General features: G+C 71.8%; 21 protein-coding genes and 1 pseudogene. 7 read left to right on the top strand and 15 right to left on the bottom strand.

Annotated elements, in window-relative coordinates; translation table 11 throughout:
• Positions 1-24 precede the first annotated feature (24 nt).
• The 5 genes and pseudogenes from ABD333_RS08160 to ABD333_RS08140 form a co-directional block, all read right to left on the bottom strand.
• Positions 25-681: a methionine ABC transporter permease gene (locus ABD333_RS08160; protein WP_344539277.1), complete on the bottom strand. Its 657-nt coding sequence runs from the start codon at positions 679-681 to the stop codon at positions 25-27.
• Between the two features lie 221 nt (positions 682-902).
• Positions 903-1,874, bottom strand: a pseudogene (locus tag ABD333_RS08155) (methionine ABC transporter ATP-binding protein); the annotation flags it as partial.
• Between the two features lie 343 nt (positions 1,875-2,217).
• Positions 2,218-2,967: a DUF4097 family beta strand repeat-containing protein gene (locus ABD333_RS08150; RefSeq protein ID WP_344539275.1), complete on the bottom strand. Its 750-nt coding sequence runs from the start codon at positions 2,965-2,967 to the stop codon at positions 2,218-2,220.
• Between the two features lie 140 nt (positions 2,968-3,107).
• A complete protein-coding gene (locus ABD333_RS08145; protein ID WP_344539273.1) occupies positions 3,108-3,761 on the bottom strand; it encodes a response regulator in 654 nt (217 codons plus the stop codon).
• Positions 3,749-4,984, bottom strand: coding sequence for a sensor histidine kinase (locus tag ABD333_RS08140; protein WP_344539272.1), 1,236 nt, complete (start codon positions 4,982-4,984; stop codon positions 3,749-3,751). Before ABD333_RS08140 ends, ABD333_RS08145 begins: the two co-directional genes overlap by 13 nt.
• Positions 4,985-5,219: 235 nt before the next feature.
• On the opposite strand from ABD333_RS08140, the gene ABD333_RS08135 reads away from it, so the two are divergent.
• Entirely contained in the window at positions 5,220-5,783 is a 564-nt protein-coding gene (locus tag ABD333_RS08135; protein ID WP_344539270.1) for a hypothetical protein, read from the top strand.
• A 31-nt stretch (positions 5,784-5,814) separates the two neighbouring features.
• Positions 5,815-6,558 (top strand): class I SAM-dependent methyltransferase, encoded by a 744-nt coding sequence (locus ABD333_RS08130; protein ID WP_344539268.1) that lies wholly within the window; start codon positions 5,815-5,817, stop codon positions 6,556-6,558.
• A gap of 38 nt (positions 6,559-6,596) precedes the next feature.
• Here ABD333_RS08130 and ABD333_RS08125 read toward each other — a convergent pair whose 3' ends face one another.
• From ABD333_RS08125 to ABD333_RS08110, 4 genes are all read right to left on the bottom strand, one after another.
• On the bottom strand, positions 6,597-7,202 hold the full coding sequence (locus ABD333_RS08125; RefSeq protein ID WP_344539266.1) for a response regulator: 606 nt from the start codon (positions 7,200-7,202) through the stop codon (positions 6,597-6,599).
• Positions 7,199-8,350, bottom strand: coding sequence for a sensor histidine kinase (locus ABD333_RS08120; RefSeq protein WP_344539265.1), 1,152 nt, complete (start codon positions 8,348-8,350; stop codon positions 7,199-7,201). The genes ABD333_RS08125 and ABD333_RS08120 overlap by 4 nt, the downstream gene beginning before the upstream one ends.
• A 75-nt stretch (positions 8,351-8,425) precedes the next feature.
• Positions 8,426-9,085, bottom strand: coding sequence for an ABC transporter ATP-binding protein (locus ABD333_RS08115; protein WP_344539264.1), 660 nt, complete (start codon positions 9,083-9,085; stop codon positions 8,426-8,428).
• A 68-nt stretch (positions 9,086-9,153) separates the two neighbouring features.
• The gene (locus tag ABD333_RS08110) at positions 9,154-10,320 is read right to left on the bottom strand and encodes a lactate 2-monooxygenase (RefSeq protein WP_344539263.1); all 1,167 of its coding nucleotides are present in this window, start codon (positions 10,318-10,320) and stop codon (positions 9,154-9,156) included.
• Between the two features lie 74 nt (positions 10,321-10,394).
• Here ABD333_RS08110 and ABD333_RS08105 point away from each other — a divergent pair, with 74 nt between their 5' ends.
• Positions 10,395-12,896 (top strand): DNA gyrase/topoisomerase IV subunit A, encoded by a 2,502-nt coding sequence (locus ABD333_RS08105; protein WP_344539261.1) that lies wholly within the window; start codon positions 10,395-10,397, stop codon positions 12,894-12,896.
• A gap of 40 nt (positions 12,897-12,936) precedes the next feature.
• Here the strand turns inward: ABD333_RS08105 and ABD333_RS08100 are convergent, their stop codons facing one another.
• From ABD333_RS08100 to ABD333_RS08090, 3 genes are read right to left on the bottom strand one after another with little or no spacing between them, the layout of a single operon-like run.
• Positions 12,937-13,440, bottom strand: coding sequence for a DinB family protein (locus ABD333_RS08100; protein WP_344539259.1), 504 nt, complete (start codon positions 13,438-13,440; stop codon positions 12,937-12,939).
• A gap of 60 nt (positions 13,441-13,500) precedes the next feature.
• On the bottom strand, positions 13,501-13,977 hold the full coding sequence (locus ABD333_RS08095) for an anthrone oxygenase family protein (RefSeq protein ID WP_344539257.1): 477 nt from the start codon (positions 13,975-13,977) through the stop codon (positions 13,501-13,503).
• Positions 13,974-14,798 carry an NAD(P)H-binding protein gene (locus ABD333_RS08090; RefSeq protein ID WP_344539256.1) on the bottom strand — a complete coding sequence of 275 codons (825 nt, stop codon included), beginning with the start codon at positions 14,796-14,798 and terminating at the stop codon, positions 13,974-13,976. Before ABD333_RS08090 ends, ABD333_RS08095 begins: the two co-directional genes overlap by 4 nt.
• Before the next feature lie 64 nt (positions 14,799-14,862).
• Between ABD333_RS08090 and ABD333_RS08085 the strand changes: the two genes are divergently transcribed.
• Both ABD333_RS08085 and ABD333_RS08080 read left to right on the top strand, forming a co-directional pair.
• Positions 14,863-15,363 (top strand): MarR family winged helix-turn-helix transcriptional regulator, encoded by a 501-nt coding sequence (locus tag ABD333_RS08085; RefSeq protein ID WP_344539254.1) that lies wholly within the window; start codon positions 14,863-14,865, stop codon positions 15,361-15,363.
• A gap of 89 nt (positions 15,364-15,452) precedes the next feature.
• Positions 15,453-16,247: an NAD-dependent epimerase/dehydratase family protein gene (locus ABD333_RS08080; protein WP_344539252.1), complete on the top strand. Its 795-nt coding sequence runs from the start codon at positions 15,453-15,455 to the stop codon at positions 16,245-16,247.
• A 3-nt stretch (positions 16,248-16,250) separates the two neighbouring features.
• Here ABD333_RS08080 and ABD333_RS08075 read toward each other — a convergent pair whose 3' ends face one another.
• Positions 16,251-16,619 carry a nuclear transport factor 2 family protein gene (locus tag ABD333_RS08075; protein ID WP_344539250.1) on the bottom strand — a complete coding sequence of 123 codons (369 nt, stop codon included), beginning with the start codon at positions 16,617-16,619 and terminating at the stop codon, positions 16,251-16,253.
• Positions 16,620-16,717: 98 nt separating this feature from the next.
• On the opposite strand from ABD333_RS08075, the gene ABD333_RS08070 reads away from it, so the two are divergent.
• Positions 16,718-17,284 (top strand): thioredoxin family protein, encoded by a 567-nt coding sequence (locus tag ABD333_RS08070; protein ID WP_344539248.1) that lies wholly within the window; start codon positions 16,718-16,720, stop codon positions 17,282-17,284.
• Between the two features lie 52 nt (positions 17,285-17,336).
• Here ABD333_RS08070 and ABD333_RS08065 read toward each other — a convergent pair whose 3' ends face one another.
• Positions 17,337-17,708 (bottom strand): hypothetical protein, encoded by a 372-nt coding sequence (locus ABD333_RS08065; protein WP_344539246.1) that lies wholly within the window; start codon positions 17,706-17,708, stop codon positions 17,337-17,339.
• 127 nt (positions 17,709-17,835) lie between these two features.
• Complete coding sequence (locus ABD333_RS08060; RefSeq protein WP_344539244.1) at positions 17,836-18,438, bottom strand: PadR family transcriptional regulator; 603 nt, start codon at positions 18,436-18,438, stop codon at positions 17,836-17,838.
• 169 nt (positions 18,439-18,607) lie between these two features.
• Here ABD333_RS08060 and ABD333_RS08055 point away from each other — a divergent pair, with 169 nt between their 5' ends.
• Positions 18,608-19,744, top strand: a complete 1,137-nt coding sequence (locus ABD333_RS08055; RefSeq protein ID WP_344539242.1) for an LLM class flavin-dependent oxidoreductase — start codon at positions 18,608-18,610, stop codon at positions 19,742-19,744.
• The last annotated feature ends 21 nt before the right edge of the window (positions 19,745-19,765 follow it).

Genomic DNA, 19,765 nt, shown 5'->3' with positions numbered 1-19,765 from the left:
TCTCTGGAGAGGCTTGGTGGCGGGCTACTTGCGGTTCAGGCGGCGGGCGGCGAGGTCACCGGCGGCCTGGATGAGCAGCACGATGGCGACGAGCAGGACCACGGTCGCGATCATGACCTTGGTCTCGAAGCGTTCGTAGCCGTAGGAGATGGCCAGGTAGCCGAGGCCGCCGCCGCCGACGGTGCCGGCCATCGCGGTGTAGCCGATCACCGCGATCACCGTGACCGTGAGCCCTGACACCAGTCCCGGCCGGGCCTCGCGCAGCAGCACCTTGCCGACGATCTCCCGGCGCGTGGCACCCATCGCGTGGGCCGCGTGGACCACCCCCGGGTCGACCTCGCGCAGCGCGATCTCGACCAGGCGCGCGTAAAACGGGATGGCGCCAACGGTGAGCGGCACGATCGCGGCGGTGTTGCCCAGGCTGGTGCCCGTGATCAGCTTGGTGAACGGGATGATCGCGACCATCAGGATCAGGAACGGCAGCGACCGGCCCACGTTGACGACGAAGCCCAGCACCTTGTTGAGCGGCGGTATCGGCAGGAGCCCGCCTCGCTCGGTCAGGACGAGCAGGACGCCGATGAGCGTGCCGAGGACGGCCGTGAACGCCGTCGCCACGGCGGTCATGGTGAGCGTCTCCTTCGTGGCCGGCCAGAGGAGCGGCCACACCTCGCTCCAGGTCATGAGAGCGCCTCCTCTGCCGTCTGTGCGGCCTCGCCATGCACCACGGCCGCGCCGCCCGCCACGGACTCGCCGTCCACCGGGGCCGGGCCGTCCGCCAAAGACTCGCCGTCCACCGGGGCCGGGCCGTCCGCCAAAGACTCGCCGTGCGCCAAAGACTCGCCGTGTGCCACGGACTCGCCGTCTGCCAAGGACTCTTCGTACGCCGGGGCTTGGCCGTGGACTTCGACGGTCAGGCCGGACTCGCGCAGGTGCGCCAGTTGGGCCGCGTTGATCTCGGGGTCGCCGGGGAGTTCGATGCGCAGCCGGCCGATGCGGGTGTCGCCGATCTCCTCGACGGCGCCGCCGAGGATGTTGACGTCGATCGAGTAGGTCCGGGCCAGCGTGGAGACGAACGGCTTGTCGGCGCTGTCGCCCTCGAACGTCACGTCCACCACGGTGGTTCCGGGCCGTACGTTCGCCGCGGGCAACGGGAACAGGCCGCGCGCCAGCTCGGAGCCGGGTCGCAGCAGCAGGTCACGGACCCTGCCCGACTCCACCACCCGGCCGTCGCGCATGATCGCGGCCGAGTCGCAGATGCGCTTGACCACGTCCATCTCGTGGGTGATCAGCAACACGGTGAGGCCGAGGCGGCGGTTGAGGTCGCGCAGCAGTTCCAGGATCGAGGCCGTGGTCTCCGGGTCGAGCGCCGAGGTGGCCTCGTCGGAGAGCAGCACCTTGGGCCGTCCCGCGAGGGCACGGGCGATGCCGACGCGCTGCTTCTGCCCGCCGGAGATCTGGGCCGGATAGGCCTTGGCGTGCTCGCTCAGCCCGACGAGCTCCAGCAGCTCCGCCACCCGCTTGGCGCGTTCGGCCCGGGGAACGCCCATGACCTCCAGCGGGAACGCCACGTTCCCCGCGACCGTACGGCTGCCGAGCAGGCCGAAGTGCTGGTGGATCATGCCGATGCCCTGGCGGGCCCTGCGCAGGTCGCCGCCGGAGAGCGCGAGCAGATCCTGCCCGTCGACCACCACACGTCCCGCGTCGGGCCGCTCCAGGAGGTTGACGCAGCGGAGCAGGGTGCTCTTGCCGGCACCGCTGCGGCCGAGCACGCCGAAGATCTCGCCCTCGCGGACGTCCAGGTCGACGTCGTCGACGGCGGTCACGGCGCGCCCGCGGGCGCGGTAGACCTTTCGGAGTTTTTCGATCTGAATCATGGAAATTCATCCGTGCGGAAGTCCCCGCCGTCAGGCGGAGCGGCGATCAGGACAGGACGCTGCTGACGCGGGCTCTAGGAGCGGCCGGGCGGCCACGGCGCATGGCTCAGCAGGTGCAGTTCGAAGATCATGTGCGGCTCGGGGGTCGGAGTTCGCTCGCTTCGGGGCGCGAGGCTCTGGCAGGGGCCCTCAGCGGTCACACATTCGCCGACAGCACGCACAGCGCATGGCCCGCAGTGGCTGCGGGCCGCGCATGAGGCGGGTGCGTACGTCGATCATGATGTCATCAGTAAACCCGCTCCACATGGCTGACGCAAATTGATCGCACCCGTTATGACCTGCGTCACCGCGTCGCCGGATAGCCGATGCGGACCGATCCCGAACCCGTGGTGGCGCTGATCACCCTGGTCGCGGCGTCGTCCCGCAGCGCGCCGTCGACCTCCCGCTCGCCCGATCCGGTCCCCCCGTCCACCCGGTAGTGGGTGCCGCGCGGGACCGTGACGGTCGCGGCACCGGAGCCCGTCCGCACGCTGACCTTCCGCGGCGGATCGGCGAACGACACCTCGATCGAACCGGAACGTACGTCCGCGTCCACTTCCGGCGAGGCCATGGCGCGGCCCTCGATCGAGCCGGAGTTGGTCTCCGCCACCACCTTGCCGCGCAGATGGGCCAGCTCCACCCTGCCCGAGGTGCCGTAGACGCCAACGTCTCCAGAAAGGTCGCGGATGGCGACCTGCCCCGACGTGGCCTGAACGCGTACCGAGACCTCCGGCGGCACCTGCAGATCGAGGTCGGCCGTGCACCCGAAGCCGCCGAACGGGTCCACCTCGCCGGCACAGACGACCCGGATCTTGAGCGTGCCGGCCTGCACGCTCCGGATGACCTTCGGCTTGGTAACCGACCAGGTGAGCGTGCTGTGGACCCTGACCCCGCCGGTGGTCCCGGCCCCGACGGCCACCGTCGCGGCACCCGCGTCGATCTCCAGCGTCCTGATCGGACCCGGGACGGTCTCGGTCGCGCGCTCGGTCCGTTCGAGCAGGCGGCCGAGCGTCGCCACGCCGGTCGGAAGCACCACGACGATCGCAGTGAGCACCGCCAGCACGATCCAGACGCCCCTGCGCCGCGGACGCCCCGGCAAAACCGCCCCCACGCCGCCCCCGACCCCAGGCGACTGGGGTTTGGGTGGGTTGGGTTTGGGTTCGATGGGATTGGGGGTGGGAGGTTTGGGCGGGTTCATGCCGGGTCGCCTCCTCGGAGGTATCTCAGTACCGCGAGGACTCGGCGGTGGTCGGCTTCGGCGTGCGGCAGGTCGAGCTTGGCGAAGATGTTGTTGATGTGCTTGGCCACCGCGCTGTCGCTGACGACGAGTTTCTCGGCGATGCCCGCGTTGGAACGGCCCTCGGCCATGAGCTCCAGCACCTCGCGCTCACGCGGCGTCAGGCGTTCGAGCGGGTCGTTGTGGCGGCGCAGCAGTAGCTGTGACACCACTTCCGGGTCGAGTGCCGTGCCTCCGGTGGCCACACGCCGCAGCCCGTCGAGGAAGACCGAGACGTCGGCGACGCGGTCCTTGAGGAGGTAACCGACGCCTCGGGTGTTGGCCGCCAGCAGCTCGGCCGCGTACCGCTCCTCCACGTACTGCGACAGGACCAGCACCGCGACCTCGGGCCACTGCCGGCGCATGACCAGCGCGGCGCGGATGCCCTCGTCGGTGAAGCCGGGCGGCATCCGCACGTCCACGATCGCCGCGTCCGGCCGGTGCCGCTCGACCGCCGCGAGCAGCCCGTCCGCCTCGCCGACCGCCGCCACGACCTCGAACCCGGCCGTCTCCACGAGCTTGGTCAGCCCGGCTCGGAGCAGGACCGAGTCCTCGGCGATCACAATGCGCACGGCAACTCCACGGTGATGGTGGTCGGCCCCCCGGCGGGGCTGGTGATCCGGAACGTACCGTCCACGGACTGCACGCGCCGTGCCAGCCCGGCCAGCCCGGTGCCGCCCCCCGGGGCCGCGCCGCCGATGCCGTCGTCGGTGACGGTCACCCTGAGCACGTCGCCGATCCGGTCGACGGCGATCTCCACCTTGGTCGCCCGGGCGTGCTTCACCACGTTCGTGAGCGCCTCGGAGACGACGAAGTAGGCGACCGCCTCGACGGTGGACGACGCCCGCTCCGGCACGTTCACCCGCAGCCGCACCGGCAGCGGCACGCGGGCGGCCACCCCCGAGAGCGCGGCGTCCAGCCCGCGGTCCTCCAGCACGGCCGGATGCAGGCCGCGGATCAGGTCGCGCAGCTCGGCGAGCGCCTCCTTCGCCTCCTCGTGGGCCTCGATGATCACCTGCATCGCCTCGTCCGGGACGCCGGTGAGGGTCTCGCGCGCCAGGCCGAGGTTCATGGCCAGCGAGACGAGCCGTTGCTGGGCGCCGTCGTGCAGGTCGCGTTCGATGCGGCGCCGTTCGAGGTCGGCCGCGTCCACGACGCTGGCGCGCTTCTCCGCGAGGTCCTCGACCTTGCGTTCGAGCTCTTCGGCTCGGCTCGGGCCGAGGAGGGCGACCCCGGCGCGGGTGTCGAGGCGGGTGACGGTCCTCGCCAGCCAGGGTGCCGCCAGCAGGAGCAGAACGCCGGTGGCGCAGGTGAACGCGACGGTGAACGCGTGATCGCCAGACGACAGCCCGCTGGATTCCGGGAGCGCCCAGGCGAACGTGGGGAGCAGGGCCATCGCGGCGCCGGCCGCCCACACCCACAGGGTCAGCAGCCCGCCCACCGCGATGAGCGGACCGACCAGCACGTGGTAGAAGAGCACCCGCCAAGCCGTCCACGAACGCAGCTGTCTCAGTGCGCCCTGCCAGCCGGAACCGTACCGACTCTTGCGCGGCAGCAAGGGAATCTCCACGCCGAGCATCGCCCAGAACCGTTCGCGGTGGGCCCGGGTGAGCGGATGGGCCAGGAGCACCACCACGAGCACCGAGATCCACCAGAAGCGGTACGGGGCCCAGAACGGCAACCATGGCGCGAGTTGGAGGGGCACCCCGGAGACGACGAACGTGGTGTCGCGCCACGCCGCCACCGACCACGGAGCGTGCGTACGCGCACGTCTCAGCGCAGAGATGGATGCCATGAGCCACCACGGTATTGGCCCCGCTGAGGTGCTGCCATGCAGCGGGCGTGAAGACCGAGGGTGAACCTAGTGCCACCCCAGGTCCACCACGTCGTGGACGGCGCGGACGCGTGATCGGATCGGGTGAAATCAGGCGTCTCAGACCCTTAGAGTGGGGCTTTGACATCGGGCCTCTTCCGGCTTCGGAGGGGCCCGTTCCGCTGCCTGGCACGAGCACGATCAAGAGGTTCCGGAGATGACCGACCACGAGCTGCACACCGAGCTCCTCCGGCTGCTGCGCGACGGGATGCCGGAGCCCGCACCGGCCGAGTTCGACGACGAGACGGGCTTCCTGCCGCTCGGCGTCGATGTGGACGGGGACGTCGGGGTCGTCACCTTCCTGAGCCGCGAGCCGCTCGGGCTGTTCGTCTTCGGCACCACGTTCCACCGCCGCAACGGCGAGTGGATGGAGCTCGGCGGCGGTGGCGGGTCCGCGCCCGAGCGGCCCCTCACCCGCCGTACCGTCTCCGAGCTCGGCGGTCACCTGATGACGTACGGCACCGGCAAGAGCGTCCGCAACGCCGACCGGCTGCTGCCGTGGGGCGCCAAGTGGGTCAGCCAGGCCCGGCTGCAGGTCTCGGCCGAGGTGACGCGGTTGCGCGTCGGCAGCCGCTCCATGAACGTGCCCGCGCACGGCCACGCCGTGGTGGTGTGGGGAGCGCGGCGCGCCCCGGTGATCGAGGCGCTCGCGGACGACGGCTCGCTGCTCGCCTCGCTCGATCTCGGCCAGCCACTTGGAGCGCTCCCATCCACGGCCTAGCCCCGTGGCGCGCTCCTGGCACACTGGCCGGGTGGCCGTTCCGCCGGACTACGACGACGATCCCGAGCGTTTTCGCCTCGGCTCGCGCATCACCGAGCGCCACCTGTCGGCGCCGAGCCTGTACGAGCATCTCGCCACCAGGCTGACCGGCCGGAGCACGATCGTCGACATCGGCTGCGGGGAGGGCGCCCTTGCCGCGGCCCTCGCCGCAGCCACCCCGGCGGCACTCCCACTGCTCGCGCGTGTCTCACCCGGTCCTGCTGAAGCCCTCGGGTCGGCTCCGCGGCGGCTCGTCGGTGTGGACGCCTCGGCCACGATGCTCGGCGCGCACCCGCGTCCCGTCGTCCAGGCCGAGGCGGCCCGCCTGCCGTTCGCCGCAGATGTCTTCGACGCCGCTCTCGCCATCAACATGCTCTACCACCTGGACGACCCGATGCCCGCGCTCCGCGAGGCCCGTCGCGTCCTCGCCCCGGGTGGCCTTTTCGTCGCGTCGGCCATCGCCCGCGACGACAGCCCGGAGCTCGCCGCCGTCTGGCGCCGCGAGCCCACCCCGTTCGACGCCGAGGAGGCTCAGGACCTCGTCGCCTCCGTCTTCGGCACGGTCGAGGTGGAACGCTGGGACGCCGCGCTGATCACGCTCCCGGACCGCGACGCCGTCCGCGACTACCTGATCGCGCGCCAGGTCCCCCGCCCGGCCGCCGTCGACGCCGCCGCCCAGATCACGACGCCGCTTCCCGTCACCAAACGCGGCGCCCTGATCTTCGCGTGCCGCTGATCAAGGTCGCCGGGCCGCGACCGTAAACCCGCCGATTGTCAGAGCCAGCCGAGGTCGCGGGCCGCGCGTACCGCGGCATGCCGGTTGTCCACGCCCAGCTTGATGACGGCCGCGGACAGGTAGTTGCGGACCGTTCCCTGGGAGAGGCCGAGCGAACGCGCGATGCGGGAGATCGGGGCGCCGTCGGCGGCGGCGCGCAGCGTGTCCAGCTCGCGCGGCGTGAGCGGGCACTCCTCGGCGGCGAGCGCGTCGGCGGCGAGTTGCGGATCGATGTAGCGCGCGCCGTCGGAGACCTGCCGGATGACCTCGGCGAGGCGTGCGCCAGGGGCGTCCTTGCCGAGGAACCCGCGCACACCGGCGCCCATGGCCCGGCGCAGGTTGCCGGGGCGGCCGTGGGCCGTGACGATGACCAGCTTGCAGGCGGGCAGCTCGCGGGAGAGGCGCTCGGCGGCGGCCAGCCCGTCGAGCCCCGGCATGTCGATGTCGAGCACGGCCACGTCCGGGGTCAGCTTGCGGGCCAGGTCGACGGCCTCGTCGCCACGGCCGACGTCGCCGACGACCTCGATGCCGTCCTCGGTTTCGAGGAGGAGGACGAGGGCCTCGCGGATGAGGGCGTGGTCGTCGGCCAGCAGGACCCGGATCATGACTCTCGCTTCCCCGACGGCAATGACGTCTCCAGCGGCTTCTCCAGCGGCACCGAGGCCCGTACGCGGAACGTGCCGTCGCCGTCCGGCCCGGCCGTGAACTCGCCGGAGGCCGCGGCGACGCGTTCGGCCAGACCGTGCAGGCCGGTGCCCGGAGTGTGCGAACGCCGGTCGGCGCCGTCGTTCACGATCTCCAGGTGAACGCGGGTGTCGGTGCCGAGGGAGATCCGGCACCAGGAGGCGCCGCTGTGCCGCAGGATGTTGGTGGCGGCCTCCCGCGCGACCCAGCCGAGGGGTTCGTGCACGTGGGCGGGCAGGTCGGGTATCTCGGGACGGTCGCAGCGGATGCCGGCGGCCTGCAAGACGGCGGAGATGCCCTCCAGTTCGGTGCGCAGCGACGTCGCCCGGTAGCCGCGGACGATCTCGCGGACGTCCCGGACAGCGTCCCGCGCCATCGTCTGGATCTCGGTCAGCTCCTTGCGCACGCGCGGCGGGTCCCGGTCGACGAAGCGTTCGGCCACCTCGGCGCGCAGCGCCACCGCCTGCAGGCTGTGGCCAAGGACGTCGTGCAGGTCGCGGGCGAAGCGCAGCCGCTCCGCCCCCACCGCCGAACGCGCCAGTTCGGTACGGGCCTCGCGCAGCTCCTGCACGACGTGGAAGAGCCAGACGGTCACGTAGCCGGAGAACGCCGTGATCGGAAAGCCGATCGCCTCGTACAGGATGTTCAGCGCGGGCAGGCCCAGCAGCAGCCCGTACACCGGGGTGAGCACGCCGCCCACGACGGTGACCGCGACGGCCTGGCGGAGCGGCAGGACGACCGCGATCAGCCCGGCCGGCACCATGAGCAGGTTGCCCCAGCCGCCGGCGCCGCCGAGCACGGCCGGAAGCGTCCAGCAGAGCGCGGCGATCGCGGCGAGGCCGAGGCTGTGGACGGGCGCCGTGCGGCGCATCAGGTTGAGCCAGAAGAGCCGCGCGTAGAGGACGAGGATCGCCGCGACGCCCGCGCCCCCGGCCACGAGGCGTCCCGGCTCCCGGCGTTCGACCAGCTCGTACCAGAGCGCGGGCGCCAGCAGACCCGCCAGCGTCACCAGCGTGAGCGCCACGATGGCCGCGGCGACCACCGTGGGCCGGGGGATCCTGGGTTGCACCTGAGTCTCCGGTCGGTCAACGGGGATTCAGCGTATGTGACCCGCCAAGGCCTGACCCGCCAAGGCCTGACCCGCCTAGGCCGCCCGGACGCCGAAGGGATGCCGGCCGACGGGCAGGCGGCCCTCCGCCATGACCCCGACCCGGTCGGCGCGGCAGGCCTCGTCCACGTCACGGGTGGTCAGCAGCACCGTGACCCCGTTCGCCGCCGCCAGGGAACGCAGCACCGACCAGACCCGGCGGGCGTCGTCCCCGCCGAGCCCCGCGGTCGGCTCGTCCAGGAACAGCACGTCGGACCGGCCGACCAGGGCCAGCGCCAGGTCGAGCTGCCGTCGTTGCCCCCCGCCCAGTTTCTCGAACGGGACGTCCGCCACCGCGCCGAGCCCGGTCAGCCGCAGGGCCTCGTCCCGGGTCAGCGGGTCGAGGGTCCAGCGCCGCCAGGTGTCGACGACCTCGGCGACGGTCAGGCCGGGGAACAGCCCGCCGTCCCGCCACACGGCCCCCGCGCGCATGGCGTCCCGGCCGGCGTACGGGTCGGCGCCCCGCACCCGCACGGTCCCCGAGGTCGGCCGCCGGTCCCCGGCGACGGTCTCCAGGAGCGTGGTCTTGCCCGCTCCATGGCCGCCGAGCAGCGCGTAGATCTCCCCCTGCGCGACGGTGAACGAGACGCCGCGCAGGGCCTCGCCGTCCCCCAGCCGGACCCGCAGTTCCCGCACTTCGATCACATTCGCCCGCATGCCTCCATGCTGCCGATCATGGGCTCGAACGTGCAGTCACGCCCGTCAGGAATGCCCCATGACAAATGTCACGGGGCGGGGGCCACGAAGTCCGGGCCGAGCTCGGCCGGGCGGGTCACGCCGGACAGCGTCAGGGTCAGCTCCAGTTCGGCCTGGAGGCAGCGGAGCACGTGCCGTACGCCCGCCTCGCCGCCGAGAGCGAGCCCGTAGGCGTACGGCCGGGCCACCAGGACGGCCTTGGCGCCCAGGGCCAGCGCCTTCGCCACGTCGGAGCCCGTGCGGATTCCGCTGTCGAACAGCACGGTCGCCTGGTCGCCCACTGCCTCGACGACGCCGGGAAGCGCGTCCAGCGAGGCGACGGCCCCGTCGACCTGGCGCCCGCCGTGGTTGGAGACGATGATCCCGTCCATTCCGGCGTCCACGGCCCGCCGCGCGTCGTCAGGATGCTGGATGCCCTTGAGCGCGATCGGGCCGTCCCAGTGCTCCCGCAGGAACACCAGGTCGTCCCAGGTCAGCGACGGGTTTCCGAAGTTGGCGACCCAGTGCATCAGCGCCAGGTCCCGGTTGGCGCCGGTCACCGGCCCGCCGACGGCCCGCTGGAAGACCGGGTCGCTGAAGTAGTTGGCCACGCCGATGCCGCGCAGGAACGGCAGGTACGCCTGGTCAAGGTCGCGTGGCCGCCAGGCCAGGGTGAACGTGTCGAGCGTGACGACGAGGGCGGTGTAACCGGCCGCCTTCGCCCGCTCCAGGAAGCTGACCGCGAGGTCACGGTCCTTGGGCCAGTAGAGCTGGTACCAGCGCGGCCCGTCGCCGTTCGCCTCCGCGACGTCCTCCATGGAGTACGAGGCGGCCGTGCTCAGGACCATCGTCAGACCGGTGGCCGCCGCCGCCCGCGCCACGGCGAGCTCGCCCTCCGGATGGAAGATCGACTGCACGCCGATCGGCGCCAGCAGCACCGGGGCGGGCATCGCCGTCCCGAGCACCTCCACCGACAGGTCCCGCTCGGCCATGTCGCGCAACATTCTGGGCACGATCCGCCACCGGCCGAAGGCCTCCCGATTGGCCCGCGCGGTCGCCTCGCTGCCCGCCGATCCCGCCACGTATCCGAACGCCTGCGCGGACAGCCGCCGCTCGGCCAGCGCTTCCAGCTTGGTCAGGTCGGTGGGGAACCCGGGCAGCGCATCGCCCAGCCCCGACAGGTAGATCTCGTTCTGGAAGTCGGCCAATGAGCTCATTTTCGGAACCTCCGTACGGCGCGCCGGGTCGGCTGAGTGTAAAACTGTCCCCGGGACCGGCAACAATGGCCTCCATGGCACGACGCGGATCCCAAGCCCCTCCCCCGCCGCCGGACTTCGAAGAGAACATCATCGACGTCGATGTCTCCGAGGAGATGCGCGGCAGCTTCCTCGAGTACGCCTACTCGGTCATCTACCAGCGGGCGCTGCCGGACGCGCGCGACGGGCTCAAGCCCGTGCAGCGGCGCATCCTCTACTCGATGAACGACATGGGCCTGCGCCCCGACCGGGGGCACGTCAAGTGCGCTCGCGTCGTCGGCGAGGTCATGGGCAAGCTGCATCCGCACGGCGACGGCGCGATCTACGACGCGATGGTGCGGATGGCCCAGTGGTGGTCCATGCGGATGCCGCTGGTCGACGGGCACGGCAACTTCGGCTCGCTCGGCGGCGACGACCAGCCGGCCGCCATGCGTTACACCGAGGCGCGGCTGTCCCGGGCGGCCATGCTCATGGTGACCTCGATCGACGAGGACACCGTCGACTTCCGGGCCAACTACGACGGCCAGGAGAACGAGCCGGAGGTCCTGCCCGCCGCGTTCCCCAACCTGCTGGTCAACGGCGCGTCCGGCATCGCGGTCGGCATGGCGACCAACATGGCGCCGCACAACCTCGGCGAGGTGATCGCCGCCGCGCGCCATCTGATCGACCACCCCGAGGCGTCGCTCGACGACCTCATGCGCTTCGTGCCCGGCCCCGACCTGCCGACCGGCGGCAAGATCGTCGGCCTGGACGGCATCCGCGACGCCTACGAGAACGGGCGCGGAACGTTCCGCACGCGCGCCACGGCCCACATCGAGAACGTCACGCCGCGCCGCAAGGGCATCGTGGTCAGCGAGCTGCCCTACGGCGTCGGTCCCGAGCGCGTCAAGGCCAAGATCAAGGAGCTGGTCAACGCCAAGAGGCTCAACGGCATCGCCGACCTCAAGGACCTGACCGACCGCAACGTCGGGCTCCGGCTGGTCATCGAGATCAAGAACGGCTTCCACCCCGAGGCCGTGCTGGAGGAGCTCCACCGGCTCACGCCGATGGAGGAGACCTTCGGCATCAACAACGTGGCGCTGGTCGACGGCCAGCCGCGCACGCTGGGGCTGCGCGAGATGCTCCAGGTCTACGTCGACCACCGCATCGACGTGGTGCGCCGCCGGTCGATGTTCCGGCGCACCAAGCGCGAAGACCGCCTGCACCTGGTCGACGGCCTGCTGATCGCCCTCCTCAACATCGACGAGGTCATCCAGGTCATCCGGCAGAGCGACGACGCCGCGCAGGCCAAGCAGCGGCTGATGCAGATCTTCGAGCTCTCGGAGATCCAGGCGCAGTACATCCTCGACACCCCGCTGCGCCGCCTCACCCGCTACGACCGGCTGGAGCTGGAGAAGGAGAAGGAGCAGCTGACGCGCGAGATCGCCGAGCTGACCGCGATCCTGGAGTCGGAGACCAGGCTGCGCGCCGTCGTGTCGGGCGAGCTGGCCGACGTGGCCGCCGAGTACGCCACGCCGCGCCGCACCGTGCTGCTGGAGTCGTCCGGCCAGACCCGGTCCGCGGCCGTGCCGCTGGAGGTCGCCGACGACCCGTGCCTGGTGCTGCTGTCCTCGACCGGGCTGCTGGCCCGCACGGGCTCGGCCGACGCGCTGCCGGTCGAGGGTCCGCGGTCGCCGCACGACGTGCTCGTCTCGGTGGTGCCGGCGACGGCCCGCGGCCAGATCGGCGCGGTGACCTCGGCGGGCCGCATGATCCGGGTGGACGTGCTCGACCTGCCGACGCTGCCGCCGACCTCCAGCCCGCCGTCGCTGGCCGGGGGCGCGCCGCTCAGCGAGTTCGTGGTGCTGGAGCCCGGCGAGACCGTGGTCGGCCTCGGCAGCCTCGACGACGTGGGCGCCGGGCTGGCCCTCGGCACCGAGCAGGGCGTGGTCAAACGGGTGGTGCCCGACTATCCCGCCAACCGGGACGACTTCGAGGTGATCAGCCTCAAGGACGGCGACAAGGTCGTCGGCGCCGTCCATCTGGACACCGAGGAGACCGATCTGGTCTTCATCGCCAGCGACTCCCAGCTCCTGCACTACCAGGCCGCCCTGGTACGGCCGCAGGGCCGCGCCGCGGGCGGCATGGCGGGCATCAAGCTCGCGTCCGGCGCACGGGTGATCTGGTTCGGCGCGGTCGACCCCGAGTGGGACGCCCGAGTGGTGACGATCTCCGGCTCGTCCTCGGCGCTGCCCGGCACCCAGACGGGTGCGATCAAGATCGCCGACTTCGCCGAATATCCGGCCAAGGGCCGCGCCACCGGCGGCGTGCGTGCGCACCGCTTCCTGAAGGGCGAAGACACGCTCTTGCTGGCCTGGGCGGGCGTGACGCCGGTGCGTGCCGCCTCGTCCACCGGCAAGCCCCTGGAGGTGCCGGAGGAGCTGGGCCGCCGCGACGGCTCCGGCGAAAAGCTGAAGAAGGCGATCGCCGCGGTCGGCGGGCCGCTGGGCCCGCTCGTCGAGGCCGAGCCGGTCGAGATCGAGCCCGCGGACGAGTGACGCGACGGGCCCGTCCCGCCGAGGTGGGGCGGGCCTCGCGCTATTCGCCGGTGGCGCCGTCGATGCGTTCCCGGATGAGGTCGGCGTGCCCGTTGTGGCGCGCGTACTCCTCGATCATGTGGGTGAGGATCCAGCGCAGCGAGTAGACCTCGCCCCGGAACCCCGTGGTCGTGCCGAGGGACTCGGTGGCGTCCACGATCTCGCGGGCGAGCGCGCATTCCTCCGCCCAGGCCGCGAACGCCTCGTCCGGGTCGGCGTCGTCGACCTCGAAGGGCGAGTCGTCGCCGCGGTCCCGTTTCCAGCGGAACCCGATGTCCTCGCCGCGCAGCGCCATCCGGAACCACCCCCGTTCGACCTCGGCCAGGTGCCTGACCAGCCCGAGCAGGGACAGGTTCGACGGCGGTACGTTCCGTTCCCGCAGCTGTTCGGCGGTCAGCCCTCCGCACTTCCAGGCGAACGTCTCGCGCTGCCACTGCAGAAACCCGGTCAGCGTCGCGCGCTCATCGCCTGCCAGCGGCGGTTCGGTCCTCGCGGCCTCATCCATACGATCATCATCTCAAGCCGCCCCGCGCACGCCGCCGCGCGGGCTCCCTCGCCGCGCGGGTCATCCGCTCTGGTCCTTCGGCCGGCGCCTGAGGATCAGGCAGCCGAACGCCACGACCGCCGCGACGGTACGGACGGCGTGCGCGAGCTGCCAGCGGTCCCGGTCCTCCGCCCAGCCGGCCGGAGGCGCCTGCACGTTCCAGCCGTTCTGCTCGCTGTTGATCGGCAGGTTGACCGTCAGGGTCAGCACGAAGACCAGCACCAGCGCCCCGAGGGCCGCGAGCATCCGCCACCGGCCACGTTCGCGTGCCCGGAACGCGACGACGGCCAGCAGCGCCGTGGCGACCAGCGCGGGCAGGAGGGTGGCTGCGGCGAGCTTGTCGAGCGAGTCGAGCTCGACCTGTCTGACCTGCGCGTACACGGGGCCGCCGTAGTCGCGCAGCGACAGCTCCAGCACGAGCACGGCGACCAGGAAGCCCGCGAAGACGCCGCCGAAGAGCACGCTCACGAACCGCGCGCCCCGTACCACCAGGCTCATGACCGGACGCCGAAGTCGGACGCGTGGTCGGCGGCCCACCGGGCGTAGGTGAGCGCCGGACGGCCCAGTACCCGCTCCACCGTGTCCGTGGACGGCCCGGGCCGTTCGGCGCAGGTCGCGAGGTAGCCGAGCATGCGGTCGGGCACGTCCTCGGGCACGCCCTGGGCGAGCATGGCCGCGCGGACCTGCTCGGGAGCCACCTCGGTGAACGTCAGTTCGGTGCCGAGGGCCTCGCCGATGAGACGGACCTTGTCGTGCTGGCTGAGAGACTCCGGGCCGGTCAGGGCATAGGCGCGGCGGGCGTGCGCGGGGTCGAGCAAGGCTCGGACGGCGACTTCGGCGACGTCCCGCTCGTGGATGGACGAGGTCGCCGCGTCACCGTACGCGCCGCGGACGGCTCCGGCGGCGCGGATCTGCGGCGCCCACGCCAGGTTGTTGGCCGCGAAGTCGGCGCAGCGCAGGAACGTCCATTCCAGCCCGGACTCCCGAACGGCCTTCTCGGCGTCCTTGAACGCCGCGGCGAAACGTTCGTATCCGCCCCCGTACTCCACGGTGATCGCGGACAGCAGGACCGCGCGCTTGACGCCCTGTGCGACCGCTGCCGCGAGCAACTCCCCGGTGGACTCGCCGACGGCCCGCGGTGCGATGAGGATCGCGTCCACGCCCGCGAGATCCGTCGTCCGCGAGACCGCCTTCGCGCCCTCCGGCAGGCCGGCGGCCTGTGGCGAACGGGTGACGGCCGTCACTTCCTCGCCCGCCTCCAGCAGCAGCTTCACCACGCCGCGCCCGACGATCCCGGTCGCCCCGGTCACGAGAATCATGGAAGATACCTCCGTTGTCGTAAGATACGAAAACCGTAACATATTGATTTGAGAGTCATACGATATGAGTTCCGTATCACATGGTGACCGCAGACGGACGATCGTGGCCATCCGGGAGTCGCTGCGCGAGCTCGGCCTGCAGCTCTCCCTGCTCAACCGGCAGGTGGGCGCGCATCTCGAACTGAAGGACGTCGACCTGGACTGCCTGGATCTGGTGAACGCGCACGGGCCCCTGACCCCGACCGCGCTGGCCCGCCGCGCCGGGCTGCACCCCGCCACGCTGACGGGCGTGCTGGACCGGCTCGAACGAGGCGGCTGGGTGGTGCGCGAACGTGATCCCGCGGACCGCCGCGCCGTCCAGGTGCGGGCCGTACGCGAGCGCAACGCCGAGCTGCTCGGCCTGTTCGCGGGGATGAACGCCTCGCTCGACCGGATCTGCGACGGCTACGACCAGGCCGAGCTGGACCTGCTCGCGGGCTTTCTCCGCCGCACCGGCGACGCCGGCGCCGAGGCCGTCAGCGAACTGGCGGGCGAGGACGCCTCCCGCCGGCCGAGATCACGCTGAGCGCGCACCGAGCAGCGCGCACCGAGCTCGGACCGCCCACGGCGGTCTGTTTCCTGCCGGATCGGGCGGGACCTGACACACTGCGGGACATGTCTTTGGGAACGATCGTGATGACGGGAGCCGCCGGCCGCGTGGGGACCTCCTTGCGGGAGGCGCTCTGGGAGGACGCCGGCCGGCTGCTCCTGGTCGACCGTGCGCCGATGTCCGGTGGGAGGCCGAACGAGGAGGTACGGCAGCTGGAGGTGGACGGCCCGGACGATCTCGTTCCGCTCGTCGCGGACGCCGACGCGATCGTCCACCTGGCGGGGGTGGCGGACGAGGCGCCGCTCGCCGACCTGCTGACGGGCAACGTCCTCGGCACGCACCACGTACTGGAGGCCGCGCGCCGAGCCGGGGTGCCGCGGGTCGTTCTGGCCAGCAGCAACCGGCTGACCGGCTGCTACCCGACCGCCGAGACGGTCTCGCCCGAGATGCCCCCGCGACCGGACGGGCTGTACGGGGTGAGCAAGGTGGCCGTCGAGGCCCTCGGGCGGCTCTACGCGGACAAGTTCGGTCTCACGGTCGTGTGCCTGCGCATCGGCAGTTTCGAGACCGAGCCCAGCGAGGCCCGGCACCTCGCGACCTGGCTCAGCCCGCGCGACTGCGCCGGATTCGTCCGGGCGGCGCTGACCGTCGAGACGGACTTCCTGACGGCGTACGCGGTCTCCGCCAACACGCAGCGGTTCTGGGAGCTGAGCGACGAGCTCGGCTACCTGCCGCAGGACGACGCCGAGACGCGGGCGGCCGAGGTCACCGGCACGTTCACCATCGGCGACCTGCCCCAGGGCGGCGAGTTCGCGGCGCAGGCCTACACGCTGGAGCACGGGCGTCTCCCCGCGAGCTGACCCTCACTGCTCGATGTCGTCAGGCCCCCAGAAGGCCTCCATCCTGGTGACCTTGCCGTCCTCGCCGAACGTCAGGACGTCGATGGCGCGGATACGGATGCCCATGGCCGGGACCTCGACCGTGAAGGCCATGGCGGCGCGGCTTCCGTGCGAGCCGCGGATCGGCGTGTCGAGAGTCAGCTTGGTGCCGGCTCCGACGGCGTTGGCGTAGAACTCGTCGATCGCCGCGCGGCCCTGGACCGGCGGATGGCCCACCGGGTCCTCGATCACCGCGTCGTCCGCGAACAGGCCCGCGACCGCGGCGGGGTCACCGGCGGCGAAGCCGTCGACGTAGGACTGCAGCACGGCCTTCATCTGCTCCTGGGAAACCACGAGCGCACACTAGCAAGCGAACGCTTGGTCAAGCCACCACCCCCGGCGTCCCCCGATCGGGTGAGCACGCCTCCGGCGTCCCGGAGGACAATGGGCGCATGGCCATCTCCTCGTTCATGGTCCCGCTCGGGACGCCCGCTCCCCCGTTCACGCTGCCGTCCGTCGACGGCGGCGACGTCTCGCCGGACGACTTCGCCGGCGCGCCCGCGCTGCTGGTGGTGTTCCTGTCGAACCACTGCCCGTACGTGCGCCGGATCGAGCACGCCATCGGCGCGGTGACGGCCGAGTACGCGGCGCGCGGCCTCGCCACCGTCGCGATCTGCAGCAACGACGTCGTGAACTACCCCGACGACGACGCCGGCCATTTGCGCGAGCAGGCCAAGCGGGCCGGGTTCGGCTTTCCCTACCTCGTCGACGAAACCCAGGAGGCCGCGCACGCCTACCGGGCCGCGTGCACACCGGACTTCTTCCTGTACGACGCGGACCGCCGGCTGGCCTACCGCGGCGAGTTCGACGGCGCCCGGCCGCGCAACGACCTGCCCGCCGACGGCTCCGCGCTCCGGGCGGCGCTCGACCGCGTGCTGGCGGGCGAGCCCGTACCCGAACCGCACACCCCCAGCCTCGGCTGCGGCATCAAGTGGAAGCCCGGCAACGAGCCAGGCTGAGCCTCGACCGACTCCTCGGTCGACTCCTCGACCGACTCCTCAGCGGGGCTTCTCAGCCGGCTCCGACGCGGGGCCGCGGCAGTCCGGGCCGCCGGACCTCCTCGGACCGGAGGCCCCGTTCGGCCGCCGAGGCCAGTGCCTCCAGGAGTTCGGCCGGGCTACCGGTCTGGTCGTCGTAGTGCCAGCGGCGGATGATGCGTTCACCCTCCGCGCCGGGGTTGAACCGGCCGAGGGCGAAGCACCCCGCGATGGCCATGCGGACGATGACCCGCTCGCTGTCGTCCTTGTGCAGGCAGTAGGCGGCGGCGTCGATCAGGCCGATCGCGGCCCGCGCGTTGCGCCCGTCGTCCCGCGCCTCGGCCCGGTTGATGCGCCATTGTGCGTAGGGCCGCAGGTAATCCGCGATCATCCAGGTCTTGGGCACGCCAACGTCCTCTCGGCTCACCGACGGGGGAATCACTACCCATGGTGAGCAGCCCGCTTCCGGCCACGGGCGAACTTGACCCAGCCTTGCCGAGCACCTGCCCTACGTTGGCGAGGCGGCGGTCAGGTCAGCGCAGCTCGTCGAGGTCGGCGAGCATCTGCTCGGCGAGGTCGCGTTCCGCCGCGTAGTAGCGCGCCGCCCAGCGCGCCACCAGCTCCGGGTAGACCCAGCCGGGCACGTCCGCGGCGCTGCGCCGCGAATACTCGGCCTCCTCGTGCAGCCGCTGGGCGTTGTCGCGGTGTTGCGCCACGATCTCGCGCAGCCGTTCGGGGGTGGCCAGGTGCCCCAGCCACACGCGCAGTGCCGCGCCGTGCTTGAGGACGGGCGGTTCGACGGGCGCGTCCTCGACCCAGCGGGAGAGCGCGCCGCGGCCGGCGTCGGTGATGGCGTAGACGCGCTTGGTCCGGGTGTCCTCGCCCGTCACCGTGCGGGAGGCGGCGTAGCCGACCCGCTCCAGCCGCTTGAGCTCGGAGTAGATCTGGCTCATCGCCGGGCTCCAGTAGAAGAACCGGAGGATGTGGTCGGCCCACCGCCGTACCTCGTAGCCGGTGAGCTCCTCGCCGAAGGACAGGATTCCGAGCACCGCCCAGGCCGTGGCCGGAAGCCGCGTGAACACGTTGTCGTCACCGTCGGTCGGTTGTGCGGGGGGCCGATCTGCGGTTGGCGGCATGCCCGCAAGCGTAGACCCGATCATGGCCCGCGACGCAACAGGACCTGACAAGTTCTTGACAGTGATTCCTGACAGGCAAAGGCTTGATTATCCGGCGACGGTATTCCAAATTGGAATATGGCTTCTGGGACAGGCGTGCCGGGACGATGACGCACGGTGAGGTGGTCAGGTGCAGTTCTCGATGATCTTTGAGGCGCAACTCGCGGACCCGACGGCCGAGCACGAACGGCAGGTCCTGCACGACTGCGTCGAACAGGCGGTGCACGCCGAGGAGGTGGGCTTCGACCGCGTCTGGGCCGTCGAGCACCATTCGCTGCGGTGGTACGCGCACATGAGCGCACCGGAGATCTTCCTGACGTACGTGGCGGCCCGTACCGGCCGCATCAGGCTCGGCCACGGCGTCGTCTGCCTGCCGTTCAACTTCAACCATCCGGCGCGGGTCGCCGAACGCGCCGCGATGCTCGATGTGCTCTCGGGCGGCCGCCTCGACGTCGGCGCGGGCCGCGGCGCCACCCGTCAGGAGACGTCGCTGTGCGGCGTGGACCCCGAACGCACCTACGCGGAGATGGACGAGGCGCTGCGCATCCTCGGCGCCGCCTGGCAGGACGACGAACTGGAGTGGCACGGCGAGCTCCTCGACATCCCGCCGCACCCGATCCTTCCCAGACCCGTGCAGACCCCGCATCCGCCGCTCTTCCTCGCGTGTTCCAGGCGCGACACCCTCAAGCTCGCCGCCGACTACGGCGTGGGCGCGCTCGTGCTGGGCTTCGCCGGGCCCGATCAGATCGCCGAGATGCGCGAGGTCTACGACGCGGCCATCGCGGCCCGTACCGGCGAACGGTTCGTCTCGACGGCCGTGAACGACCACTTCGCGGCGCTGTGCCCGACGATCGTGCTCGACGACCGGGCCGAGGCCGTCCGGATCGGCGCGCGCGGGCAGCGCTTCTTCGCGCAGTCGATCGCCCACTGGTACGGCACCGCGCCGCCGCCGGACGAGGCCGTGCTGCCCGGCGAGGACGAGGTACGCGCCATCAGGGACGCGGCCGAGCAGCAGCTGGCCTACCTGCACGAGGCGAAGATCCCGGTCGGGTCCAACACCACGGCGACGTTCCGCGCCGAGCAGGCCTACGGCACCGCCGAGGACGCGATCGCCCACGTCGAACGGCTCGCCGCGGCCGGTGCCGACGAGGTCATGTGCCTGATCCAGATGGGCACCGTCCCGCAGGAGGCGTGCCTGGAGACGATCCGGCAGTGGGGCGCGAAGGTCATCCCGCACTTCCGTGACGCGCGCCCGGCGGGCGGCTGAGGCGATGCCGCTCGGACCGCT

This window comes from Actinomadura fulvescens (assembly GCF_039533225.1).
Taxonomy (GTDB): domain Bacteria; phylum Actinomycetota; class Actinomycetes; order Streptosporangiales; family Streptosporangiaceae; genus Spirillospora; species Spirillospora fulvescens.
Note: the sequence above shows the minus strand (reverse complement) of the source record. Positions and strands in the feature narration are given on the sequence as shown.